The organism is Acinetobacter sp. CIP A162 (genome assembly GCF_000367905.1).
In the GTDB taxonomy this organism is placed as follows: domain Bacteria; phylum Pseudomonadota; class Gammaproteobacteria; order Pseudomonadales; family Moraxellaceae; genus Acinetobacter; species Acinetobacter lwoffii.
In genome coordinates, this window is record NZ_KB849157.1 from 272023 (window position 1) to 295773 (window position 23751).

General features: G+C 44.2%; 22 protein-coding genes. 12 read left to right on the forward strand and 10 right to left on the reverse strand.

The features are described 5' to 3' along the window. Nucleotides 1-51: 51 nt before the first annotated feature. Entirely contained in the window at nt 52-1350 is a 1299-nt protein-coding gene (locus tag F995_RS01550; RefSeq protein ID WP_004645017.1) for an ABC1 kinase family protein, read from the reverse strand. A 285-nt stretch (nt 1351-1635) separates the two neighbouring features. On the opposite strand from F995_RS01550, the gene F995_RS01555 reads away from it, so the two are divergent. Then, nucleotides 1636-1848 carry a DUF1737 domain-containing protein gene (locus F995_RS01555; protein WP_004645018.1) on the forward strand — a complete coding sequence of 71 codons (213 nt, stop codon included), beginning with the start codon at nt 1636-1638 and terminating at the stop codon, nt 1846-1848. 202 nt (nt 1849-2050) lie between these two features. Here the strand turns inward: F995_RS01555 and F995_RS01560 are convergent, their stop codons facing one another. Together F995_RS01560 and F995_RS01565 are read right to left on the reverse strand one after the other, a co-directional pair. After that, nucleotides 2051-3409 (reverse strand): MATE family efflux transporter, encoded by a 1359-nt coding sequence (locus tag F995_RS01560; protein WP_004645019.1) that lies wholly within the window; start codon nt 3407-3409, stop codon nt 2051-2053. 39 nt (nt 3410-3448) lie between these two features. Then, on the reverse strand, nt 3449-3907 hold the full coding sequence (locus F995_RS01565; RefSeq protein WP_004645020.1) for a DMT family transporter: 459 nt from the start codon (nt 3905-3907) through the stop codon (nt 3449-3451). A 126-nt stretch (nt 3908-4033) separates the two neighbouring features. On the opposite strand from F995_RS01565, the gene hemW reads away from it, so the two are divergent. Further along, nucleotides 4034-5188: a radical SAM family heme chaperone HemW gene (gene hemW / locus F995_RS01570; RefSeq protein ID WP_004645021.1), complete on the forward strand. Its 1155-nt coding sequence runs from the start codon at nt 4034-4036 to the stop codon at nt 5186-5188. A 222-nt stretch (nt 5189-5410) separates the two neighbouring features. Here the strand turns inward: hemW and F995_RS01575 are convergent, their stop codons facing one another. The 5 genes from F995_RS01575 to hemF all read right to left on the reverse strand — a co-directional run bounded on the left by F995_RS01575 (nt 5411) and on the right by hemF (nt 10375). Further along, on the reverse strand, nt 5411-5620 hold the full coding sequence (locus F995_RS01575; RefSeq protein ID WP_004281542.1) for a cold-shock protein: 210 nt from the start codon (nt 5618-5620) through the stop codon (nt 5411-5413). 347 nt (nt 5621-5967) lie between these two features. Next, nucleotides 5968-7791, reverse strand: coding sequence for an acyl-CoA dehydrogenase C-terminal domain-containing protein (locus F995_RS01580; protein WP_004645022.1), 1824 nt, complete (start codon nt 7789-7791; stop codon nt 5968-5970). Between the two features lie 398 nt (nt 7792-8189). After that, complete coding sequence (gene aroE, locus F995_RS01585; protein ID WP_004645024.1) at nt 8190-8978, reverse strand: shikimate dehydrogenase; 789 nt, start codon at nt 8976-8978, stop codon at nt 8190-8192. A 99-nt stretch (nt 8979-9077) separates the two neighbouring features. Then, nucleotides 9078-9284: a hypothetical protein gene (locus F995_RS01590; protein ID WP_004281539.1), complete on the reverse strand. Its 207-nt coding sequence runs from the start codon at nt 9282-9284 to the stop codon at nt 9078-9080. A gap of 134 nt (nt 9285-9418) precedes the next feature. Then, on the reverse strand, nt 9419-10375 hold the full coding sequence (gene hemF / locus F995_RS01595; RefSeq protein ID WP_004645025.1) for an oxygen-dependent coproporphyrinogen oxidase: 957 nt from the start codon (nt 10373-10375) through the stop codon (nt 9419-9421). 238 nt (nt 10376-10613) lie between these two features. On the opposite strand from hemF, the gene hemN reads away from it, so the two are divergent. After that, entirely contained in the window at nt 10614-11987 is a 1374-nt protein-coding gene (gene hemN / locus F995_RS01600) for an oxygen-independent coproporphyrinogen III oxidase (RefSeq protein WP_004645026.1), read from the forward strand. Nucleotides 11988-12125: 138 nt separating this feature from the next. Here hemN and ribA read toward each other — a convergent pair whose 3' ends face one another. Next, on the reverse strand, nt 12126-12728 hold the full coding sequence (ribA, locus tag F995_RS01605) for a GTP cyclohydrolase II (protein ID WP_004645027.1): 603 nt from the start codon (nt 12726-12728) through the stop codon (nt 12126-12128). A gap of 309 nt (nt 12729-13037) precedes the next feature. Here ribA and dxs point away from each other — a divergent pair, with 309 nt between their 5' ends. The 8 genes from dxs to F995_RS01650 all read left to right on the forward strand — a co-directional run bounded on the left by dxs (nt 13038) and on the right by F995_RS01650 (nt 21867). Further along, nucleotides 13038-14948: a 1-deoxy-D-xylulose-5-phosphate synthase gene (gene dxs, locus F995_RS01610; protein WP_004645028.1), complete on the forward strand. Its 1911-nt coding sequence runs from the start codon at nt 13038-13040 to the stop codon at nt 14946-14948. A 114-nt stretch (nt 14949-15062) separates the two neighbouring features. Further along, nucleotides 15063-15893 (forward strand): inositol monophosphatase family protein, encoded by an 831-nt coding sequence (locus F995_RS01615; RefSeq protein WP_016806782.1) that lies wholly within the window; start codon nt 15063-15065, stop codon nt 15891-15893. Between the two features lie 549 nt (nt 15894-16442). Next, on the forward strand, nt 16443-18233 hold the full coding sequence (locus tag F995_RS01625; protein ID WP_004645031.1) for a DEAD/DEAH box helicase: 1791 nt from the start codon (nt 16443-16445) through the stop codon (nt 18231-18233). 405 nt (nt 18234-18638) lie between these two features. Beyond that, nucleotides 18639-19457, forward strand: a complete 819-nt coding sequence (locus F995_RS01630; RefSeq protein WP_004645032.1) for an ABC transporter ATP-binding protein — start codon at nt 18639-18641, stop codon at nt 19455-19457. Next, on the forward strand, nt 19454-20233 hold the full coding sequence (gene mlaE, locus F995_RS01635) for a lipid asymmetry maintenance ABC transporter permease subunit MlaE (protein WP_004645033.1): 780 nt from the start codon (nt 19454-19456) through the stop codon (nt 20231-20233). Before F995_RS01630 ends, mlaE begins: the two co-directional genes overlap by 4 nt. Then, nucleotides 20233-20910 (forward strand): outer membrane lipid asymmetry maintenance protein MlaD, encoded by a 678-nt coding sequence (locus tag F995_RS01640; RefSeq protein WP_004645034.1) that lies wholly within the window; start codon nt 20233-20235, stop codon nt 20908-20910. The genes mlaE and F995_RS01640 overlap by 1 nt, the downstream gene beginning before the upstream one ends. Nucleotides 20911-20928: 18 nt before the next feature. After that, nucleotides 20929-21561 (forward strand): MlaC/ttg2D family ABC transporter substrate-binding protein, encoded by a 633-nt coding sequence (locus F995_RS01645; protein ID WP_004645035.1) that lies wholly within the window; start codon nt 20929-20931, stop codon nt 21559-21561. Between the two features lie 15 nt (nt 21562-21576). Continuing rightward, a complete protein-coding gene (locus tag F995_RS01650) occupies nt 21577-21867 on the forward strand; it encodes an STAS domain-containing protein (protein ID WP_004645036.1) in 291 nt (96 codons plus the stop codon). 117 nt (nt 21868-21984) lie between these two features. On the opposite strand, the gene F995_RS01655 is transcribed toward F995_RS01650, so the two are convergent. Further along, nucleotides 21985-22998 carry a CorA family divalent cation transporter gene (locus F995_RS01655; protein ID WP_004645037.1) on the reverse strand — a complete coding sequence of 338 codons (1014 nt, stop codon included), beginning with the start codon at nt 22996-22998 and terminating at the stop codon, nt 21985-21987. A 152-nt stretch (nt 22999-23150) separates the two neighbouring features. Here F995_RS01655 and F995_RS01660 point away from each other — a divergent pair, with 152 nt between their 5' ends. After that, nucleotides 23151-23741 carry an LOG family protein gene (locus F995_RS01660; protein WP_004645038.1) on the forward strand — a complete coding sequence of 197 codons (591 nt, stop codon included), beginning with the start codon at nt 23151-23153 and terminating at the stop codon, nt 23739-23741. Nucleotides 23742-23751: the final 10 nt, after the last annotated feature.

A 23751-nucleotide genomic window follows, 5' to 3' on the forward strand; every position in this document is an offset into this window, starting at 1 on the left:
TTGATATTTCAAGTAATCTAGGGTTACAGCGTGTAAGCCTATCGTCTCAACTTAGCTTCGACTCGGTACCAGTTCTTCAAATACATCACTTAAATCATCATGTACTTTGAGATGAATCAGGTTCCAGTATTGTCCTGAAATTGTCCGGTTCACCATCAAGGTATCAGGAGAGGGCTTAAATACATCCCAATATTTCAACGAAGGTTTCAGTAGCTCCATCCCATCATGATGCGCTGAGTTTTCGGCGAAATCATAGTGAGTGACCAGAGGACGCATGAGTACTTCCAGCCATTGTTCATATAATTCTTTCGGGAATTTTCCAGTTTCAGTCAAGGAATGCAGCGCATCCAGCTGTTGCTCGATCACGGGAATATTCTTCTCGCGTGCAGCATGGATCAGTTCTCTGAAATGTCCAATCACTTCAGTCGACAGTGTTTTAACGCCACCATAATCATAAACAATCACAGAGCCATCTTCACGGAAAGCAAAGTTGCCCGGATGTGGATCACAGTGAAAGCGTTTCAGATAAAAAATTTCCTGGCCAATGGCACGAAACAGACGACGTCCCAAAGCATTTCGGGTTTCGAGTGGCCAGGTGCTGGCAGTTTCGATACTTTCACCAAGTTCCTGGCTTAAGGTCAAAATATGCCGGGATGAGTACTCATGAAACACTTTCGGAATCACAATTTTATTGTCCAGAGATTCATGGAAGGCACGAGCGATTTCCAGATTCTGCGCTTCGATTTCATAGTTCAGCTCATTGTCCAGACTGTGCTGAATTTCTTTAAATAATTGATCTTGAAGTTTACGATCAATCTTTAATACGCCCATCATACGCAGTGCCAGACGCACCTGTTTCAGGTCGCTTTCGCAGGCTTCATCCACACCAGGATATTGCACCTTGACCACAACTTGCTGGCCATCCGGCAGGCTGGCTTTATGCACCTGACCAATCGAGGCCGCGGCAAATGGCTGCTCATCAAACTGCTGGAAAAGCTGCTGCAGAGGTTTACCCAATTCTTTTTCCACTTGTGCCTTAATTTCTTTAAACGGCATCGGTGGCGCCTGACGCTGTAACTTAGCAATGGCTTTGGCGACTTCGGGCGGGAAAACATCTTTATATTGCGAGGCAATCTGGCCAACTTTCATGACTGCGCCTTTCATTTCCCCCAAGGTATCCGCAATCTGCACACCAATATCCTGAAATAATTTACTGCGCGCAGTATTTTTCTGCTCGTCATCGGCAGTTAAATTTTTAATGGAATTGGAGAGGGTTTTACCTGCAATACTTGCGGTCATTCCGGCAAGTTTCATAAAGCGACGACCGGGTGTGCTAGCCGTTTTTGCCATGCGAGATTCCTTGAAACCAACTATGAATGGATGTATTTGATCATAGGTGACAAAGTTTCAATTGCCTAGATTTAATTGTAGAGGTTGTGTTGTGATTTCCTTCAGCTTCTCCATGTTTAATGCATCATCTTTGATTTGATAAAAGATTTATCTTTATCTCCTTGGCTAAACTAAAAAATATGCCGGAATCCATCATCGTTTTAGATAAGGCTGAGTATTAATTCTGAATGTTGTTTTATGGCTAAAAGCTTAGAATAAACAGAGTGTAGTAATGAAGAAAATTCAATGAAAGTCTATCGATATTTTACCGGTAAGGATGATGTACATTTTTGTGCGCGGGTGACCCGTGCCTTAAATGAAGGTTATGAGTTATATGGTTCACCCACCATGACTTTTAATGGTACGGATGTGATTGTGGGGCAGGTAGTGATTAAAGATGTGGCGGATGAATCGAAACTTCCAGAAAGATTGAAGGATGCTTTAGAAGCTGATTCTTAATTTCTACATTAAAATAAGAATTATAAGTGTCATAGCCTCATCTTTTTATTTTTATGCTGTCGCGTAGGCAGTTCTTACTTTTGTCATGGCAAAAGTAAAAAACCGTTTCGTTGATCTGATGATACTTCCCTGTATTACAGCTCAACGGTGACATCCATGCCACCTACTCAATATTTAAGATTGCTTGAAAGTCACTAAGTTTTTACACCTTTAAGCTTAAACGTCTGTTATTGCCATAGAGTCGTGCCAGCAATAAAACACAGGCAACACTTAGACCTACAATCAGGCCAACCCAAACACCAGCTGCACCCATCTCTGTAAAGCGGGACAGATATACCCCGACCGGGAAGGCGATGACCCAGTAAGCCAGCATGGTAATCCACATCGGCCCCTTGGTATCCTGCATGCCGCGCAGACAACCTGCTGCACTGATCTGCCAGGCATCCATCAGTTGATAGGCAATGGCAAACAGAATCAGATAGACCGCAATTTGGGTCACGATCATATCTGAGGTGTAGAGTGCCACGATTTCATTGCGGAAAACCCAAAGCAGAATCATGGTCAGGATCGCCAGAATAGTGGCAGTAATCAGGCCGAGATATTGTACTTTACGCATGGCTTGCCAGTTCTGTTCACCATAGTAGGTGCCGACCCGAATGGTCAGGGCAATTGCCAGTGACATGGGAATCATGAACAGTTGTGAAGTGACAGAAATAGCAATCTGATGGGCAGCGACAATGGTCTCTCCCAAAGGACTCAGCACAATTGCCGCTGTACTGAAAATACTGACCTCAAAGAAGATCGCCAATCCAATCGGAAAACCCAGTTGCAGAATACGCTTCACCCATTCCGGGTTGATTTTTTCCCAGTGAGTAAAAGGCTGGGTACGTTGATAGGCTCTGTTTTTAAAGATATACAATGCCAGAGTCATGAGCATTAACCACTGCAAAATCGCTGTGGCAAACCCACAGCCTGCACTGCCTAGGGCCGGAACAGGGCCAATACCATACATAAAGATATAGTTCAGCGGAACCAGCAAAACCAGGGCCAATAAACTAATGACGGTAACCGGACGCGGATTTCCAATCGCTTCTGAGTAGCCGCGTAAGGCTGCATACATGGTTACCGCAGGCATACCAAAACCAATGGCATGCAGAAATAAACTGGCTTTAGGCTGTAAGCTTTCCGGTACACCCAAGAGTGGCAAAGTGGCGGGCAGGAGTTGCAAAATCAGGCCGGCAATTACTCCAAGGATCAAGGCGACCCAAAGTGATTGACGTGCAATGGTGGCAATTTTTTCAGGTGTGCGTGCGCCGTTAGCTTCGGCAACCAAAGGCGTCGTGGCAATCATAATGCCACTAAACAGCAGCATCACCGGAATCCAGAGTCCTACTCCGACGGCAATCGCGGCAAGATCGGTAGCAGACAGGTGACCGGCCATAATGGTATCAATCAGGCCCAGACCAGCCTGAGAAAATTGGGTCACCAGAATAGGCAGCATCAGATGAAAAAGTTTTTTTAATTCAAAACCAAAGGTTGTGACTGGTGAAACATTCGACACAAAAATTACTCATCGTGATCATGTGCTTAAATAGAAGGTTTAGCGTTGTAAAGTGAGAAGCACACCAATAAAAATTACCACGCCGCCTAAAAGACGTTGCCAATTAATCGGCATTTTTTCATTACCCAATAATCCCAGATGATCGACCAGCATCGACATCATCATCTGACCAAAAATAATGAGACTGCTAAGAACCAGAAAGCCAAGTTTGGGCGCTGCATAAATGCTCATACTAATCGCATATACACCCACGATTCCCCCGAGCCATAAATACCAGGGAACACTCATCAGTTCCTGTAAACCGGGTTTGGGATTGGACTGAAAAAGTACGATTACGGCGAGCACTATTGTACCAATCAAAAAGGAAAAAAATGCAGCTTGAATAGGAGAATATAAATATTCTTTTAGTTGTGTGTTAATTGCGGTCTGGAGTGTCAATAAAACACCGATTGCAAAAACTAAAGGAAGTAAAATAATAAGTTGAGAAGATATTTTCATAATTTTAACTGACTAATTCTATTTAAATTTTTAGGTATATCACACGATCAAATTTAATTTTAGCAGTGTTGCCGCCGAGTCATGTTAAAATTCCGCTATATCTTGTAATCGTTTTTGAGTAGTTCTTTGGCTGAATTGAATCCTGCTGCTGTCCCTTTGTCCTTATATATTCATATGCCTTGGTGTGTGCGCAAATGTCCTTATTGTGACTTCAATTCGCATGCGGTTCCGGATGGTCAGCTATCACTGGAATTGGAACAGGAATATTTACGAGCACTGGTGGAAGACTTTAAAACTCAGGTCGATTTTGCCCAAGGCCGGCAGATTCACAGTGTCTTTATTGGTGGGGGGACGCCGTCACTGATTTCTGCCCCAGGCTATCAATGGTTATTTGATCAGCTCAAAGCCGTTATTCCCTTTGCCGAAGGCTGTGAGATTACGCTGGAAGCCAATCCCGGTACGGTCGAACATGATCCGTTTGCCGGTTATTTGCAGGCCGGAATTAACCGTCTGTCGATTGGGGTGCAGAGTTTTAATACCGCTCATCTCAAGCGTTTGGGACGGATTCACAGCAATGAAGATGCGATTTCTGCGATTGGGCTGGCACGTGAAGCCGGTTTTCAGCGGATTAATGTTGACTTGATGCATGGTTTGCCTGAACAGACCTTGGATCAGGCTTTACATGATTTAAAACTGGCGGTAGAACAGGGCGCTACGCATATTTCCTGGTATCAGCTGACGATTGAACCAAATACGGTATTTTTCCGGACTCAACCGATGTTGCCTGTCGATGAAATATTGGAAGATATTCAGGAGCAGGGTGAGCTCTACTTAAAAGCTCAGGGTTTTATCAACTATGAAGTTTCGGCTTGGCGTAAAGAATTGCCTTCAGCGCATAATCTGAATTACTGGCAGTTTGGTGATTATCTGGCAATTGGTGCCGGAGCACATGGCAAAGTCACTCAACCGGATGGCGTGTATCGGTTCCAGAAAACTCGTTTACCTAAGGACTACTTAGCCAAAATACCTGCCGAACATGTGCAGTTTAAGCGCATTGAAGATGCCGACTTGCCTTTTGAATTTATGATGAATGCGTTACGTTTAAATCAGGGCGTGGAAGCCAAACTCTATGCCGAACGTACCGGTTTGAATCTGGATACTTTACATGAGTTACTCAGCTCTTTACGTGACAGAAAATTAATGGTCGATGATCAAGACCGGCTTTCATGTACCGAGCAAGGGCATATCTTTTTAAATTCGGTATTAGAAGAATTTCTTTAATTGATTTTAATTCGCTGCTCATTTTTGGAAAAACTCTCGTAAATCTATATGAGGGTTTTTTTATTGTGCAGATTTCCCTAGGTCAGGAATTTTTTATAGCCTAGAGGTTATCTGTTTTCAGATCTTCGATGTAATCTTTGAAAAGAAAACAGCAAACTTTAAAAATCTCAGGCACAAAAAAAGCACTCTTAGAGTGCTTTTTTTCAATATCTTGCTTCTAAATTATAGAGCAACGATATTTACAGCTGTAGGGCCTTTTTGACCTTGAGCTACGCTGAAAGAAACCTTTTGGCCTTCAACTAAAGTTTTGAAACCTGAACCAGTGATTTCGCTGAAGTGAGCAAAAACGTCTGGACCTGATTCTTGTTGAATGAAACCGAAACCTTTAGTTTCGTTGAACCATTTTACTGTACCGTTAACTGTATTAGACATAATATAACCTATTGAATCGTATGAATTTATAGCCAAAATTTCAGATGACTAACTGTAACTTTGAAAAATAAAAAGGATGGAGCTTTTTGATCTGTAATACGAAGGTTTATGACTAAAACTGCGATACTTAAAAGAAGACTAACCAAAACAAGAATTTTTCTAGTTGGGATTATCATACCGCTTATTTTGAGATATACAAGCGTTTTATTTGGCTAATTTATTAGGATGTTGAAAAATATAAAATTAAATTTGTATATTTTCTATCCAAAAGGGTTTTTAAAGTTAAACAAGAGCATCTGTGTCAATAAAAAGAGCGCCGAAGCGCTCTTTTCAAGTCAGTTTACAGCTTAGTAATCGAAGCTAAAGTGTTCTGGCGCGAGTGCCGTCATGGTTTTAGATGGATTCACCATTGCTTCAGCATGACCTTGGGTGCGTGGCAGGATACGTTCGAAATAAAAATCAGCGGTTTTGATTTTCGCTTTATAGAACTCTGGTACTTCAGCACCTTCGCCAGATGCCAGTTTGGCTGAAGCGACTGCGGCTTGTTGTGCCCAGAAGTACGCCATCATCACATAACCGGAGAACATCAGGAAATCGACTGATGCAGAAGAAACGATGTCGCGGTCCTTACGTGCAGCCAGCATGATACGCACAGTTAGTGCATTCCACTGTGCACAGAGCTTGGTTAAATCCCAGGCAAAGCGGCGCATATATTTATTACGTGCATGCTGACCGCAGAATTTCAGGATTTCAGCAGTGTAATCACGAATAACTTTACCTTTTGATGTCAACAGCACTTTACGGCCAATCAGATCCAGTGCCTGAACACCTGTTGTGCCTTCATACAGGGTAGAGATACGTGAGTCACGTACGATCTGTTCCATGCCCCATTCTTTGATATAGCCATGTCCACCGAAGACTTGCATACCGTGATTTGATGCCTCATAACCCATTTCGGTCAGGAAGCCTTTCAGGATTGGAGTATAGAACCCAAGATGGTCATCATGCTGTTCAAATGCTGTAGTATCGCCACGCAGCAAAGCATCATTCATGTTGTCGGCAATTTTTGCTGCATGATAAATCATGGCACGGCCACCTTCAGCAATGGCTTTTTGCGTCAATAGCATACGGCGGACATCAGCATGGTGAATGATCGCATCCGCTACTTTTTCCGGATCTTTTTTGCCAGACAGGGCGCGCATTGACATACGCTCTTTGGCATACGGTAAAGCACCCTGGAATGACAATTCAGCATGACAAATACCCTGAATCGCAGTACCAATACGCGCCGTGTTCATAAAGGTGAACATAGCGTGCAAGCCTTTATTCGGTTCGCCAATCAGGTAGCCAGTCGCATTGTCAAAATTCAGTACAGCCGTTGCTGAAGCGCGAATCCCCATTTTGTGTTCAATCGAACCGCAGTTCACTGGATTACGCTCGCCGATCCCGCCATCTGCAGCAGCAATAAATTTCGGTACGATAAACAAAGAAATCCCTTTGGTACCTTGCGGCGCATCTGGAAGGCGTGCCAGTACGATATGTACGATATTTTCAGTCAGGTCGTGCTCACCTGCGGAAATAAAGATTTTGGTGCCTGAAATGGCATAGCTGCCATCTTCTTTCGGCTCTGCTTTGGTCTTAACTTGACCCAAGTCAGTACCACATTGCGGCTCAGTCAGACACATGGTGCCCGCCCAAGTTCCTGCAACTAAGTGAGGCAGATACGTGTTTTTCTGCTCATCGGTACCATATTGCATGATAGTGTTGATACAACCCACACTTAAACCCGGATACATCTGGAATGACCAGTTTGCAGTCCCCATCATTTCCGATTTGATCAGGTTTAAAGACATTGGCAGGTTTTGGCCACCAAATTCTTCAGGATAAGACAGACCTTGCCAGCCACCTTGTACGAACTGGTCGTAAGCTTCTTTAAAGCCTTTCGGTGTTTTTACTTCGCCATTTTCAAAATGACAGCCTTCTTCATCACCGCTTTGATTCAACGGCGACAGTACATTTTCACAGAAATCTGCAGCGCCTTCTAAGATCATATCTACCGTGTCGGCATCGGCATATTCACCATTCGACAAATTCTGGTAGTGCGCAGGGTAGTCAAGCACTTCATTCATAAGGAAGCGAATGTCGTGTAAAGGGGCTTTATATGCTGGCATGCGTTTAATCCTGATTGAAATTAGTTTTGGATTATCTGTATCGATTCTTTGATTATTCACATTCGGGATAAAAAAACATTGATGAATTCAGTGAATAAAAATGTCAGAAAAGCGAATCGATTTTTAAGGCTAATGAATGAAATCATCGAATTTCATCATTAGGTGTTTACATTACAGGAAGATTAAAAACTTGTTATATCAATGGAATTTAATGAGTTAAAAGGTGATTTGTCCAGTATATTTTTGTATGAATTGTGCTCGGATTCAGGTGGCAAAATAACTCATTTTAAAATGTCATTAAAACCAATCCATGGTTTTTCAGCTTATAAAAAGTAGTAGGAGGGAAGTAAAGGGTTGCAGTTGCAACCCGAACTGAACTCATTAGAGAGATAGGGGTTTTAAAGAAACTCTTTTAAATCCGGTTTGATACCATTCCAGATGTAAAAAGATTCAATTGCTTGACCGACCAGCATGCCAAAACCTTCAGATGTCGGTACACCGCGTGCCTTGGCTTGATCCAGAAAGGAAGAAGATTTGCCATAGGCCATTTCATAGGCCCGTTTAAACTGTAGCGTTTCCGGTAAAACCAGGGCATCACCGCTGAGACTGGCAGAAGTGGCATTAATCATCAAATCAAATTCACCGGCTAAAGTGTCTAGTGAAATCGCCTGTAATTCGACTTGCGGTACGGCATTCTGAAGATCAGCGACCAGTTGTTCCGCCCGTGCCAAGGTACGATTGGCGATCACGATTTTTTTCGCACCTGCCTGGGCTAGGGGATAGATTACACCACGCGTGGCACCGCCTGCACCAATAATTAAAATATCTGTATTTTCCAGTGGCCAATCTAGTGCTCGAATTGCTTCAACCAGTCCCTGACCATCGGTATTGTCGCCATGCAGCACACCATTTTCCATCCATAGCGTATTCACGGCTTTGGCAATTTTGGCCCGTTCACTCAGCACCTGACAGTGGGCAAAAGCCTGTTCTTTAAAGGGTACGGTGACATTCATACCACTACCGCCATTGCTAAAGAATTCCTGAATGTTGGCTACGAAGCCATCCAGTGGCGCCAGACGCTTGGTGTAACTCAGGTCGACACCAGTTTTAGCAGCAAAGGCGTGATGCAATTCTGGAGAACGTGATTGTTCAATCGGGTTACCAATCACGGAAAATTGTTTGCTCATTTCACAATGTCCATGTGCGGAAATGGCCATCAATATACGTGAAAAAGCGCAGAGACTAAAGCCTGCGCGATTTTAAATTGCTGTTAAGTGATCCGGGTTTTAGGAACTGCAAATATCCATAATATGTTCCGCAAACATCAGCGCCATACTGAGAACAACCCCAAACCCAGTCAGGATACTCACCAGAATAGCGGCGCCATCCAGAATCAGGTTGTGACTCAAAATTGCGGTACTCATCGCGCTGATGGCGAGAGCCAGAAAAAGCCAAAAGGCCAACACAGGTAGATTTAATTGAAGATTATGCATTGTTATTCTCACTAGACATCAAATGGAATATGATCGATGTAGCGATAGGGTGCCGCGATCAAATCAGGTATTTCTATGCAGCAGTATAGAGGATATATCTATTAAAACAGCCCTCTATTTGAGGGCCGTTTGTATCATTTCATTGCGTTGGATTTTAATTCTGTTAACCAGTTATGTGGTTTCAGGTAGTAATCTGTTAAACGTTTTTCCGGTGAGCCCTCATCCCATTCAGGGCGATATGACCATCCGGTAAGCGGGGGCAGGCTGACCAGAATCGATTCAATCCGGCCACCAGTCTGCAAGCCAAACAGGGTGCCGCGGTCATAAACCAGATTGTATTCCACATAACGGCCGCGACGGTATAACTGAAACTCGCGTTGTGCTTCGGTATAAGGCTTATCCTGATTGCGCTGGAAAATCGGCAGAATGGCTTCTAGATATCCATTGCCTACAGCCTGCATATACTGGAAACAGGTTTCAAAATCCCATTGATTCAGGTCGTCAAAAAACAAGCCGCCAACGCCACGCTGTTCATCACGATGTTTCAGATAAAAATAATCATCACACCATTGTTTATGTTCAGGATAAACCTCTTCGCCGAATGGCGCACATAGATCATGCGCCGTTTGATGCCAAGACAGTACATCTTCATCATTCGGATAAAACGGGGTCAGGTCAAAACCGCCACCAAACCACCAAATCGGATCCTGGCCTTCTTTTTCTGCGACAAATAAACGCACGTTGGCATGTGAGGTGGGCACATTTGGATTTTTCGGATGAATCACCAGTGATACCCCCATCGCTTGCGCTTTGGCACCGGCAATATTGGGATGGCGTTCGGTCGCAGAAGCAGGTAGCTTGGAAATGTTGATGTGGGAGAACATTACCCCACCTTTTTCAATCACCGTACCATTTTGCAAAACACGTGAACGGCCGCCACCACCTTCCGGACGCTCCCAGTCATCGATGATAAATTCAGCCGTACCGCCGCCAGCACGTTCCTGCTGTTCTAGTGCTGCACAAATCCGTGCCTGTAAGTCGAGGAGAAATTCACGAACACGTTGAATATCCGTAGATGTAGGATGCTGCATCAGAGCCCTCGTAGGGAAATAAAAAACTAACGACATCAAAGCATAAAATCAGTCAAAGATTAAGGTCTAATTTGGTGATGCAATTCATCAGCCCAGACATTACATTCCACTATTCATAAGCAGAATGCATCATTAAATCCGACTAAATGGCTAGGTTGAATTCTTTTTTCAAGCTCAGCACAATAACTCACAAGCGCTCATTGGCTTGAGCATTTCTCGACGGTAATAGGTGAGTCTCATGTCGGTACAGGTCAATTCCCTGATTCAAAAATACAATGTTCCCGGGCCACGCTATACCAGTTATCCCACTGTTCCGTATTGGGAAGAGCAGAATTTCTCGCTGGAACAATGGAAGCAAACGCTAAAAAAGTCTTTTGATGAATCCAATCAAAGCGAAGGCATTAGCTTGTATATCCACCTGCCATTTTGCGAAAGCCTGTGTACCTTCTGCGGGTGTCATAAGCGCGTGACCAAACGCCATGAAGTCGAACAACCTTATATTCAGGCACTGCTGAAAGAATGGGATCTATATTGCGAGTTATTACAAGAAAAGCCCATCATTAAAGAGATTCATTTTGGTGGAGGAACGCCGACCTTTTTTTCAATGGCACATCTGGCTCAACTAATTCAAGGCATTCTGGCCAAAGCAGATGTAGCGCCTGTACATGAATTCAGTTTTGAAGGCCATCCTAATAATACCATGCGTGAGCATTTGCAAGGTTTATATGACCTTGGCTTTCGTCGAGTCAGTTATGGGGTACAGGATTATAATGAAACCGTGCAAAAGGCGATTCACCGGATTCAGCCTTATGAAAATGTTAAACAGGTAACCGAATGGGCGCGAGAAATTGGCTATGAATCGATTTCCCATGATCTGGTCTTTGGTCTGCCATTTCAGAGTCTGGAAGATGTTTTAAATACTATTGAACAAACCAATTCGCTCTTGCCGGACCGTCTGGCTTTATATAGCTATGCACATGTGCCCTGGATTAAAGGCAATGGTCAGCGCGGTTTTAAAGATGCCGATGTGCCCAAAGATGCAATCAAACGGGAATGCTATGAAGAAGGTAAAAAGAAGTTACTCGCGCATGGTTATCATGAAATTGGCATGGATCACTTTGCTTTAGAAAAAGATGCGATGTACCAGTCCTTTCAAGCTGGAACATTGCACCGCAATTTTATGGGATATACCGCCTCTAAAACCCAAGTGATGATTGGACTCGGGATTTCTTCGATCAGCGATAGCTGGTACAGCTTTGCGCAGAATGTGAAAACAATTGAAGAATATTATGAATGCCTGGCGCGGGATGAAATTCCGGTATTTAGAGGACATATATTAAATCATGAAGATCTGATCATTCGGCAACATATTCTAAATTTGATGTGCAGCTTTAGTACCTCATGGGAAAATTCCGAGATACTTTTTCCTGAAATTGATGAGGTTTTGGCACAGCTTGAGGAAATGGCGCAGGATGGCTTGATTCAATTTTCAGACTCGTCAGTCACGATTCTAGAGAAAGGGAAACCATTTGTACGCAATATTTGTATGGCTTTTGATTTACGTTTAAAGCGACGGATGCCAGAGAACCGGATTTTTTCCATGACGATTTAATCTTCCCCTAACCCCATTTTTAAGAAAAAGAGGGAAAGCCTCCCTGAGCAAGACTTAAGTATGGCTTTAAGTCGAAGCGCAAGAAAGGGAGGTTTGGAGGGATTAAGTTAAAATAAGGTGGGACGGGGGTTAAAAATATTAAAAATCATCCTTTTTATAAAGATGTGCCATGCGTTCGTGCTTGGTCTTAAGATATTGTTCATTAAAAGGGTTTAAACCCACAGTCAAAGGCACACGATCGATCACATTAATCCCCTGGGCTTTTAAAGCTTCAATTTTAGAAGGATTATTGGTCACGAGACGTACTGCTTTCACCTGTAAATGATCCAGCATGATGCTACACATATCATACTGACGTGCATCTGCTGGCAGGTTCAGCATTAAATTGGCATCTACGGTGTCATGTCCCTGATCTTGCAGGGCATAAGCGCGAATTTTATTGGTCAGGCCAATGCCACGACCTTCCTGACGCAAATACAGAATGACTCCGCGGCCTAATTCATTGATCAGTTTTAAAGTCGCTTGCAATTGCGGGCCACAGTCGCATTTGAGTGAAGCAAAGGCATCACCAGTTAAACATTCAGAATGCACACGCACCACTACAGGCTCATCTGATACTTCTTCAAGTCCTTTGGAAAGTGCGACATGTTCTTCGCCAGTCTTAGGGTCTTGAAATACAGTAATTTTAAATTCACCGTGAGCGGTAGGTAATCTTGACGTTGCGACAAATTCGATTGGCACAGCTGAACCCGTTAAATCCTGAAATTGGCTAAAGTATAGCGTAATGATTGAACATTGGTAGAATTGCAAAGTCGAAATTCTGCAATAGATTTTCTTTTTTGTAGAAAGCGAACGATAATAGTTGATAAATAGTAAGATTATTCAGGATAATCGTAGGCTGCAATTTTTTCACCCCGACGAGATCATTGTTTAATATTGCATCGCTAGAAGCGTAGCTGAATTGAAGCTGCTACAATTCAGCTATATGATCGGGTACTCCCCATTGACCTAGCTTTAGATTTGCCAGGCTTTAGAAGGCTTTGCCATAATATGCTGTATACAGAAATCCCAACTCAACGCCCTGTAACACCGTTGCTTGATGCGATCAATCATCCTGAGCAACTGCGTGCACTCGAGCAAAGCCAGCTAGAACAAGTGGCGGATGAGTTACGTCAATTCATTTTGTATGCTGCCGGGCAAAGTGGCGGACATTTTGGTGCCAATCTCGGTGTGATTGAACTCACCGTGGCTTTACATTATTGCTTTAATACACCGCATGACCGCCTGATCTGGGATGTAGGTCATCAGGCCTATCCGCATAAAGTGTTGACTGGTCGTCGTGAACAGCTCACCACGATTCGTGCCAAAGATGGTCTGGCTGCGTTTCCGGCTCGTGAAGAATCTGAATTTGATACCTTTGGGGTAGGGCATTCTTCGACGGCGATTTCTGCTGGCCTAGGTATGGCGCTGGCACGTCGTTATCAGAACAAGCCGTGTGAAGTGGTATCGATTATTGGCGATGGCGCCATGACGGCAGGTATGGCTTTTGAAGCTTTGAATGATGCCGTGGCACACAGTGCTGATCTGATGGTGGTGCTGAACGACAATGATATGTCGATTTCTTGCAGTACCGGTGGTTTTGCCAAACATCTGGCTGCCATTTGGGAGCGCGGTGAGTTCGTTAATGTTACCGAGCAGGGTGAGGCATATGTACAGCCACATCCAGAATGGTTGTATAACTCGCGTTTGCACAGTGCAGCAACCGATGCTGCAGATAACTTATTCCAAGCCATCGGCTTTGACTATTTTGGCCCGTACGATGGTCATGATGTCAAACAGCTGGTGCATGTCTTTAATGCGCTGAAAAAGCGTAAAGGCCCACGCCTGATTCATGTCTATACTAAAAAAGGCAAGGGCTTTGCTCCGGCAGAATCGGATCAAATCAAGTATCACGCGATTAGCAAACTCAATGCCGTTGCTGCCAGCAATACTGCGCCGAAATATTCGGATGTATTTGGGCAATGGCTTTGCGATGAAGCGGCACAAGACACACGCTTACTCGCGATTACTCCCGCCATGTGCGAAGGTTCAGGCATGGTCAAATTTGCCAAAGAATATCCGGAACGTTTCTTTGATGTGGCGATTGCCGAACAGCATGCAGTTACCTTGGCTGCTGGTATGGCCTGTGAAGGCTTAAAGCCGGTCGTGGCGATTTATTCGACGTTCTTGCAACGCGGTTATGACCAGCTGGTACACGATGTAGCCTTGCAGAATCTAGATGTTACCTTTGGTATTGATCGTGCCGGTCTGGTCGGTGAAGATGGTCCGACCCATGCCGGTGCATATGACTATGCCTATATGCGGACTATCCCGAATATCGTGATCATGGCGCCAAAAGACGAAAATGAATGCCGTCAAATGCTGCATACTGCGTATTTATATCCAGGTCCTGCAGCCGTACGTTATCCACGTGGCAATGGACTAGGCGTCGAGATTCAGAAAAAGATGGTTGAGATTCCGATCGGTCAGGCGGAAATCGTGGCCAGCTTTAATGGGCAGTATGATGAATATATTTCTGTGCTGGCATTTGGTAGCCGGGTACAGGCTGCAGTCGACGCTGCTGACGCATTTGCCGTGAAACATGAGATTGGCGTGCGTGTGGTTAACATGCGTTTTGTCAAGCCACTCGATACTCAAATGCTCGATGATCTGGCCTTAAGTACCAGTCTGTTTGTGACGGTTGAAGAACATGCCATCATGGGCGGAGCAGGCAGTGCGGTGAATGAATATCTGGCAGAAGCGCAGATTGTAAAACCGATGCTGCATCTGGGTCTGGATGATACATTTATGGCGCAAGCGACTCATGCACAGATGTTGCAACAAGCGGGTTTGGATGCGCAAGGCATTGAAAAATCGATCAATCAAGCTTGGTCCAGCTTAGGACAAAGCGTTTTGTCATAATATCTTAAAAATTTTAGACACATTTTTCCCAAAAAAGCCCTGATATTTGCTAAGATATTGGGGCTTTTATGCATTATTCTTTATCAGTGTCTTCAAATTTGTAGTGGGTGTTCAATGGAACCTATGGTGGTGATGGCTGCGCGTGCGGCTCAGTTAGTTGGTCAAGAGCTTTTAAAAGCGCATCAGAATCGTCATAAACTCGATCTACAAGTCGAAGAAAAAGGAATTGATGGTCCGGTAACGCGTGTAGATCGTTATCTGGAACAGTTGACCATCGATACCCTACGTAAAAGCTATAAAAATCACAGTTTCCTTGGTGAAGAGTTTGGCTATCAGGAAGGTAAAGGTCATGACGCCGATTGGTGTTGGGTGATCGATCCGCTAGATGGTACTTTAAACTTCATTAACGGTTTCCCGCATTTCTGTATCTCTATCGCAGTTCAGCACAAAGGCATTACTCAACACGGGGTGATTTATGACCCGGTGAAAGATGAGCTATTCTCTGCCAGTCGTGGTCGTGGTGCCATGATGAACCAGCGCCGTATTCGTGTGAATGTTAAAGACAGCCTGGAAAATACCTTTATGGCTGTTGGTCACGCTTATCGTGCCAAACGTGATGGCGAAGTTGTGTCTTATGCCAAGAATCATTTCCAGTCTTTGTTAAATGTTACTGAAGCCGGTGCGCAATATCGCCGTTCAGGTTCTGCAGCATTGGATTTGGCTTATGTGGCTGCCGGTCGTTTCGACGCTTATTTTGAACTTGGTTTGAAACCTTGGGATATTGCAGCGGGTGAATTGATCGTGAAAGAAGCAGGCGGTACTGTAGTTGATGCACGTGGTGGTAGCGACTCTATGGAAAATGGTCAAGTTTTGGCTTGTTCAATGAAAATGCTTAAGCCTTTAATGCAAGCAGTTGTTCCTGCTTGGGGTGAAGCAGCAAAATAATCGGGTTTAGATGAAGCAGATTTAATATTCTAAAAGGCATCCTTCGGGATGCCTTTTTTATATACTTCTCTTCTTTTAATCGGGTAATGTCTAGGTTTTTTACACTGACTAGATATCGGAAATGTCCGGTAAATTGCAGAAAATTGACTTTTTAGACCAATAACTAAACTTTTATACTTCTTTAAGTGTAAGAAAAATATACATTATTTATGAATAAAGAAAATTAGTTTTAAAACTTAATGACATTGTGGAATATTCTGCTATAATTTCTGCACGCACTTAATTTTCCGTTCTTTACCTGAACACTATCTTCTAATCATTGTATGCGCGTTCTGTCCATAGAGAGGACATATCCTTCGCGCCCCAATCGCTTAAGCGATTCCTTCAGGTTTGCGGCCGTAATCATATACGTGCGTTATATCCACATCGTCGTTATTCGGATCGCTGCTGAATCCTAACTTTTTCAGCTCTATTTGCTGTGCCGCTTTTTGCCGATGTCCATATTGTAATTTATTTAATGGAGCACCCACTTCAGGGTGAACACTCTCTATGAGCAAAACTTTTGCTGATTTTTCCCTCGACGAATCTCTAACTCAGGCTCTCGACGCTTTAGGCTTTACCACTCCTACTCCTGTACAAGAACAAGCGATTCCTGCTGCGCTTGAAGGCAAAGACCTTCTTGTGTCAAGCCAAACAGGTTCTGGTAAAACTGCTGCGTTCTTGCTGCCTACGTTAAATGCGTTGGCAAACCAAGATACATTAGTACCGTTTAAAGACCGTATGAAAGCGGTTACTCAACCGAATATTTTGGTGATTTCACCGACGCGTGAATTGGCACAACAGGTATGTCAAGACGCAATCGCATTTGTACGTCACATGAAAGGTGTTCGTATTGCTGCAATCATGGGCGGTATGCCTTTCGGTAAGCAAATTCAACAGTTAAAAGGTGCGCAAGTTGTTGTTGCAACTCCAGGCCGTTTACTTGACCTGGTGAATCGTCGTCAAATCAAACTTGACAAAGTTGACGCGTTGATCGTCGATGAAGCTGACCGTATGCTTGACCTAGGTTTCTCTGAAGACTTAGAAGCAATTGGTGAGTTGGCTGCAAACCGCAAACAAACTCTTATGTTCTCTGCGACTTTTGCACCACGTATCATTACACTTGCAGAACGCATGATGAATGATCCAATGCGTATTTCGATCGAAACTGGTCACTCTACAAATACTGATATTACTCAGACTTTGCATTGGACTGACGGTTTCGAGCACAAGAAAAAACTTCTTACTCACTGGTTGAACGAAGAAGACGTTGATCAAGCAGTTGTATTTGCGTCAACTCAAGAAGACACAGATATGTTGGCTGAAGAACTTGCTGAAGCAGGTCTATCAGTTGTAGCACTTCACGGTGCTATGCCACAAACTGTTCGTAACCGTCGTTTACGTAGCATCCGTGAAGGTCGTGCGAAGATTTTGGTTGCAACTGACGTTGCAGCGCGTGGTCTTGACGTACCAACAATTTCACACGTCATCAACTTCGGTCTTCCAATGAAGAACGAAGACTATGTACACCGTATTGGTCGTACAGGTCGTGCGGGTCGTACTGGTAAAGCAATTACTTTGGCGACTTACCGTGAACGCGGTAAAATCCGTGCTTTGGAAGACTTCCTTGATGCGCGTCTAAACGTATCTGAAATTGAAGGTCTTGAGCCATCTCCACCTCCTGCACGTGGTAGCCGTGATGGCGCTGGTCGCGGTCGTGGCCGTGATGGCGGTCGTCGTGATGGCGGTCGTGGTGGTTTCGGTGGCGGTCGTCGTTTTGAAGGCGAAAGCAACTTCAAACGTCGTGAAGGCGGTGATGATCGTCCACGTCGTAGCTTCGATGACAAACCTCGTGGCGAACGTCCAGCATTTGGCGAAGATCGTCCACGTCGTGACTTTGGTGATCGTCCAGCTCCACGTCGTGAAGGCGGTTTCGGTGATCGTCCACAACGTTCGTTTGATGACCGTCCAAAGCGTGACTTCGGTGATCGTCCAGCTCCACGTCGTGAAGGTGGTTTTGGTGACCGTCCTCGTTCTAATGATGACAACCGTGGCAACCGTGTAGATTATAAACCAGCTCGTGAAGGCGGTTATGGTGATCGTCCAAAACGTGATTTTGGTGATCGTTCAGCTCCACGTCGTGAAGGCGGTTTCGGTGATCGTCCAGCGCGTTCATTCGGTGATGACCGTCCAAAGCGTGATTTCGGTGATCGTCCAGTACGTCGCAACTTTGATGACAAGCCACGTGGTGAACGTTCGTTCGGTGGTGAAGATCGTCCACGTCGTAAATTTAACGACTAATTCAGTCGCTAGATGAAGATAAAAAAACCGGTAGAAATACCGGTTTTTTTATGCATTGAGTTTTTTGCTTTTTAACGTAAAATGTCTACTAAATCATATTTTGTCAGGGTTATGATAACTATTAATATGAAAAGCTTAGCTCTTCGATCTCAATTGATAGAGGTGTATATGCCATATATCGCATTGACTTTGATTTTATGTAATATTATCTATTATTTATACAGTCTTTTTAATTAATCAATGTATTTCACCCAAGCTTAAGTACATATTTTTATTATAAAAAATACGAAATAATCTATTGTTGTCATTTTTTAATGATATTAAACCACCTTTTCAACTGCTAACATTTTGAACTTCGTTCCTTTATAGTATGCATGCTGAAAAAATGCAGGAATAAACTCAGCTATGAAAAATCAAACAGCGCGAGATACTCAATCTCTGATTGAAGTCAAGAATCTGAGCTTCAAGCGGGGTGAGCGCGTGATTTATGACGATGTGAGTTTAAATATTCGTCGTGGGCAGATTACCGCCATTATGGGACCATCTGGTACTGGTAAAACCACCTTATTAAGACTAATTGGTGGGCAGCTGGTTCCTGAGCACGGTCAGGTTTTATTGGACGGCAAAGATATTGCCACGATGTCACGTTCCGAACTTTTTTCAGCACGTGCACGGATGGGTATGTTGTTTCAGAGCGGTGCTTTGTTTACCGATATGAGCGTGTATGAAAATGTCGCATTTCCGATTCGAGCACATACCAAATTGCCGGAACATCTGATTAAGGAAATCGTGGCATTGAAACTGGAATCAGTCGGTTTACGTGGTGCAGAACAGATGATGCCGTCTGAACTATCCGGTGGTATGAACCGACGCGTAGCTTTGGCCCGGGCGATTGCGCTGGATCCTGAGCTGATCATGTACGATGAACCATTTGCCGGACAGGATCCGATTGTGATGGGCGTTTTGACTCGTCTGATCCGTTCATTACGTGAAGCACTGGACTTGACCACGATTATTGTTTCGCATGATGTCGCAGAAACTTTATCGATTGCGGACTACATCTATGTGGTGGCAGAAGGCAAAATTCAGGGCGAGGGCACACCGGCAGAACTAAAAGCGCATCCGTCTGCTTTTGTACAGCAATTTCTGACTGGTTCGGTAGAAGGTCCAGTGGATTATCAGTTTAGTCATCAAGCTTATTTAAGTGATGAGGTTCGTTCATGAATGCAATTGCCGCATTAGGTAGACGCGTTATTGAACGTGTACAGGGGATTGGGGTCGCGACCCTGATGCTGTTGCAGATTTTATTTTCCATGCCGACCTGGCTTGGAGTAAAGCTGTTTGTTTATCAGATGTATCGGGTTGGGGTATTGTCCCTGCTGATTATTGTGGTTTCTGGTCTGTTTATTGGGTCTGTGCTTGGTTTGCAGATGTTTAGCATCTTGTCGACCTTTGGTAGTGAGTCGATGCTAGGAACAGCGGTCGCGCTGACCTTGCTGCGTGAGCTGGCACCTGTGGTCGCCGCTTTGCTGTTTGCAGGACGTGCCGGTTCAGCCTTGACTGCTGAAATTGGCCTGATGAAAGCCACTGAGCAATTGTCCAGTATGGAAATGATCGGTGTGGATCCCTTAAAACGGGTGATTTCGCCGCGTCTTTGGGCAGGGATTTTTAGCTTGCCAATGCTTTCCGTCATCTTTGCTGCAGTTGGCATTATGGGCGGTAAAATGGTCGGGGTGGATTTTCTGGGTGCCGATGAAGGCGCTTATTGGAGCGGCATGGAAAGCAGCGTGCAATTCTATAAAGATGTCTTGAATGGCACCATTATTAAAAGTTTTGTATTCGCATTAATTTGTACCTGGATTGCGGTATACCAAGGCTATGCCTGTGTCCCGACATCGGAAGGTATTGCAACTTCTACAACGCGTACAGTCGTGTATTCTTCACTGTGCGTTTTAGGCTTTGATTTTGTGTTGACTGCGGTCATGTTCGGAGGTGTTTAATGAAATCACGTACTAGTGAGCTGGCCGTTGGTGTTTTTGTTATTTTATTTGGTATTGCCTTATTCTTTTTAGCGATGCGTGTCAGTGGTCTGGTCGGCAGCAATATTTCCGACAGCTATAAAATGACGGCAACTTTTGAAAATGTGAATGGCATCAAGCCACGTGCCAAAGTCGCTTTAAGCGGGGTGAAAGTGGGACAGGTCGATGAGATTACCCTGGATCCTGTAACGCGTCTGGCAACCGTACATATGACTTTAGATGGCTCATTGACCTCGTTTAATGCTGAACAATTAAAGCAAGTTCAGGAGGAAGCTCTGGACGAGTTACGCTACAGCTCGGACTATGAAGCAGCGACACCTGCGCAACAAAAAGACATGGAAAAACAACTGTTAGCTAACATGAAATCCATCACCAATATTGATGAAGATGCTTATATTATGGTAGCGACCAATGGGTTATTGGGTGAAAAATACCTGAAAATTATTCCAGGTGGTGGTCTGAACTATTTGAAACGTGGTGATCAGATTGCCAATACCCAAGGCACCATGGAAATTGAAGATTTAGTGACGAAGTTTATTACTGGTGGTGCCGGTAAATCGTCGGATAGTCAAGAAACTGCCCCAGAACAGGCGACAGTTTCAGAATCGACTGATGCAGAACCTGCATTTGTTGAATAATAGATTGAGGAGATTTCAGTGAAGACTTTAGTAAAACAAGCGCTTGCAGCAAGCATTCTTTCAACAATGGTTGCTGGTACAGTGTTTGCTGCACCGTCTGAAGCGCCACCTGTTTTTATTAAAAAAGTAGCAGATGGTTTGATTGAGCGCCTCAAAGCTGATAATGCAAAATTGCAGAACAATCCAGCACTGGTAAAAGCGATTGTCCGCCAGAATCTGGATCCATACATTGATTCACAGTCTTTCACGCGTATTGTGATGGGGACTTATGCGACGAACCAGTATAGTACTGCTGCACAGCGCGCGCAGTTTGAAAAGAATTTCCGTGAAACGCTGATTGAAAATTATGGTTCTGCATTTTCCAAGTTCAGCAATCAGACCTATAGCGTTCGCCCATACAAGGCCAGCAATAGCAAAAACCCTGTTGTAACCATCGACTTTAATAATAAAGGCGAGAAAATTCCGGTGGCGTTCCAGCTGGTGGACAAAGGTTCACAATGGAAAATCCGCAACATCAACGTATCGGGTATCGATCTAGGTTTGCAATTCCGTAACCAGTTTGCTGCGACAGTCAAACGTAATGGCGGTAACATAGATAAAGCTATTGCTAACTTCAAACCGGATGCAGAAGCTGCAATCGACAAGAAATAATCAGATAGGTGAGCCGTGATTGTATTCAAGGATCAGGAATTGCAGGTTTCAGGCAAGATTGACTATGCCAATGCGCAGGACTATTACTTAGATGGTCTGCGTGTGGTTCAGTCGCAGACCAAGTTTCCGCTTGTGGTTAATCTGGCTGGGCTTGAAAGTGGCAGTACTTTGGCTTTGGCGGTATTGGTGCGCTGGTTGCGCCAGACTCCTCAAGCGCAAGGACTGCAGTTTAAAGCTGTCCCTGCTAAAATGATGAATATCATTCAGGCCTGTCATTTACAGGATGATTTACAGATCATTCAGTAAATAAAAAAAGCACCGAAAGGTGCTTTTTATTTTTATAGAACTGAATGTATGAGGTTCCCTTTCCTGACAGGAGAAGGGAAAATCCCTCCCTTTTGAAAAGGGAGGTTAGGAGGGATTCTAAATCCACTTCTTCCATCTAAAGTAAATCAATGGCCCAATCAAAAAGCCGATTAAAATAATACTGACTATAATAAAGCTCATAGTGCCTTGTGCAAAAGGCAGAACTTCGGTATTCATGCCATAAATACTGGCAATTAGCATCGGCGGCGCAAGCATACTTGGTAAGATCGAGAATCGACGAATCGTATCGTTCTGTTCCGTGTTAATGAATCCGGACGTGGTATCGAGCAGGAAGCGCACTTTCTGGAACAGGAAGGCATCATGTTCAACCAGCGAGCGCACATCTTCACTGAGTTCTCGGATATCCGCATCATAAATATGACTGCCCAAGGCGCGTGGACGAGACAGGAAAGTCAGAACACGACGCAAATCGATCAAACAGAGTTGCGCTTTACCGAGCATATCTTCCAATTGAGCCAGTCGGGTAATCATGTCATCCAGATCAAGAATTTGCTCACGATGGCGGTTATTCAACACTTCAGTTGAATATTTCTCTAAATCTTTATGGACATCTTCCAGAATATCGGCCAGTTCATCCAGTTTGGCTTCGAGCAGACCCAATAGAATCCAGGTCGGATCTTTATAATCGATTTCATAATCATTGCGGCGCGCACGGGCACGGAAGGCACGAAAGGCCACCAGCTTTTCGCCACGCAAGGTAAACAGACGGTCCTTATGCAGAATGAATGCTACGGTTTGTACCGTCGCCAGCATGCTGGATTCATCTTCGTTTTCGTTCTCGACCTGATAGTTTTTATTTTTGGTTAAAAAATAGGTACTGATATGCAAAATACCGTCATCATCACGGTAAAATCGGGCACTAGAGGAAATATCTTCCAGCGATTTTAAGGTCGGCAAGTTTTGCGCATAGGCATCTAGAATCCATTGCTGCTCTTCTTGTGAAGGTGCAATCAGATCAAGCCATACTAAATCTGGATGCAGGTCGAAATCACCGTTAATCGTGATATCTTCTAAGCTACCGCGCTCTGTGGCGTAAAAGGCTTCAAGCATGCTGTCTTTTCTCCCTGGCGCAGTATGTGAATTGGAATGGGTGTATTTTAGACAAGGAATTGAATAAAAACACTGATATTAAGCAGTTATTTTTGGAAAAAACTCGCTTGCAGCGATTTCGTACAATATAGCGTCAATTGGAGAGTGAAATGATGAATTCTATCGCAATTTTTTGTGGTTCAGCACTGGGCTCCGATCCTCTCTATGCCCAGATTGCCGAAAAAGTTGGCCAAACCTTGGCAGCAAGGCATCAGACGCTGGTCTATGGCGGTGGTCGCTCCGGTTTAATGGGCATTGTTGCTGATAGTGCTCTGGCTGCTGGTGGCAAGGTGATTGGCGTAATTCCAAGACAGCTGGTCAATCGTGAACTGGCGCATCCGCATATTACCGAGCTATTTGTGGTCGATAATATGCATGAGCGTAAAACCCGTATGTCAGAACTGGCACAGGGATTTATTGCCATTCCGGGTGGTGCAGGAACGCTGGAAGAAATTTTTGAACAATGGACATGGGCACAGTTGGGAATTCACAAAAAGCCTTGTGCTTTTTTAAATGTAGATGGTTTCTATGATGATTTACTCAAATTTATCCATATGACGACTGAGAAAGGTTTTACCAAAGCGCGCTTTAGCGATGCTCTAATTGTGAGTGATAATCTGGATGAGATTTTGCGCCAATTTGAAAGTTATCAGCCGCCTGAAGCGAAATGGGGTATGGTCGATCAGACCGATCTTGTAAAATAAGCTGTCCACA

What these genes read in the sequence shown, in the direction of transcription:
- mlaE (WP_004645033.1), top strand. Translation starts at nt 19,454, where the DNA reads ATGAATGCAATTGCCGCATTAGGTAGACGCGTTATTGAACGTGTACAG.
- F995_RS01615 (WP_016806782.1), top strand. Translation starts at nt 15,063, where the DNA reads ATGGAACCTATGGTGGTGATGGCTGCGCGTGCGGCTCAGTTAGTTGGT.
- hemF (WP_004645025.1), bottom strand. Translation starts at nt 10,375, where the DNA reads ATGCAGCATCCTACATCTACGGATATTCAACGTGTTCGTGAATTTCTC.
- F995_RS01555 (WP_004645018.1), top strand. Translation starts at nt 1,636, where the DNA reads ATGAAAGTCTATCGATATTTTACCGGTAAGGATGATGTACATTTTTGT.
- dxs (WP_004645028.1), top strand. Translation starts at nt 13,038, where the DNA reads ATGCTGTATACAGAAATCCCAACTCAACGCCCTGTAACACCGTTGCTT.
- F995_RS01640 (WP_004645034.1), top strand. Translation starts at nt 20,233, where the DNA reads ATGAAATCACGTACTAGTGAGCTGGCCGTTGGTGTTTTTGTTATTTTA.
- F995_RS01630 (WP_004645032.1), top strand. Translation starts at nt 18,639, where the DNA reads ATGAAAAATCAAACAGCGCGAGATACTCAATCTCTGATTGAAGTCAAG.
- F995_RS01655 (WP_004645037.1), bottom strand. Translation starts at nt 22,998, where the DNA reads ATGCTTGAAGCCTTTTACGCCACAGAGCGCGGTAGCTTAGAAGATATC.
- hemN (WP_004645026.1), top strand. Translation starts at nt 10,614, where the DNA reads ATGTCGGTACAGGTCAATTCCCTGATTCAAAAATACAATGTTCCCGGG.
- F995_RS01580 (WP_004645022.1), bottom strand. Translation starts at nt 7,791, where the DNA reads ATGCCAGCATATAAAGCCCCTTTACACGACATTCGCTTCCTTATGAAT.
- F995_RS01575 (WP_004281542.1), bottom strand. Translation starts at nt 5,620, where the DNA reads ATGTCTAATACAGTTAACGGTACAGTAAAATGGTTCAACGAAACTAAA.
- F995_RS01625 (WP_004645031.1), top strand. Translation starts at nt 16,443, where the DNA reads ATGAGCAAAACTTTTGCTGATTTTTCCCTCGACGAATCTCTAACTCAG.
- F995_RS01660 (WP_004645038.1), top strand. Translation starts at nt 23,151, where the DNA reads ATGAATTCTATCGCAATTTTTTGTGGTTCAGCACTGGGCTCCGATCCT.
- F995_RS01550 (WP_004645017.1), bottom strand. Translation starts at nt 1,350, where the DNA reads ATGGCAAAAACGGCTAGCACACCCGGTCGTCGCTTTATGAAACTTGCC.
- F995_RS01590 (WP_004281539.1), bottom strand. Translation starts at nt 9,284, where the DNA reads ATGCATAATCTTCAATTAAATCTACCTGTGTTGGCCTTTTGGCTTTTT.
- F995_RS01565 (WP_004645020.1), bottom strand. Translation starts at nt 3,907, where the DNA reads ATGAAAATATCTTCTCAACTTATTATTTTACTTCCTTTAGTTTTTGCA.
- aroE (WP_004645024.1), bottom strand. Translation starts at nt 8,978, where the DNA reads ATGAGCAAACAATTTTCCGTGATTGGTAACCCGATTGAACAATCACGT.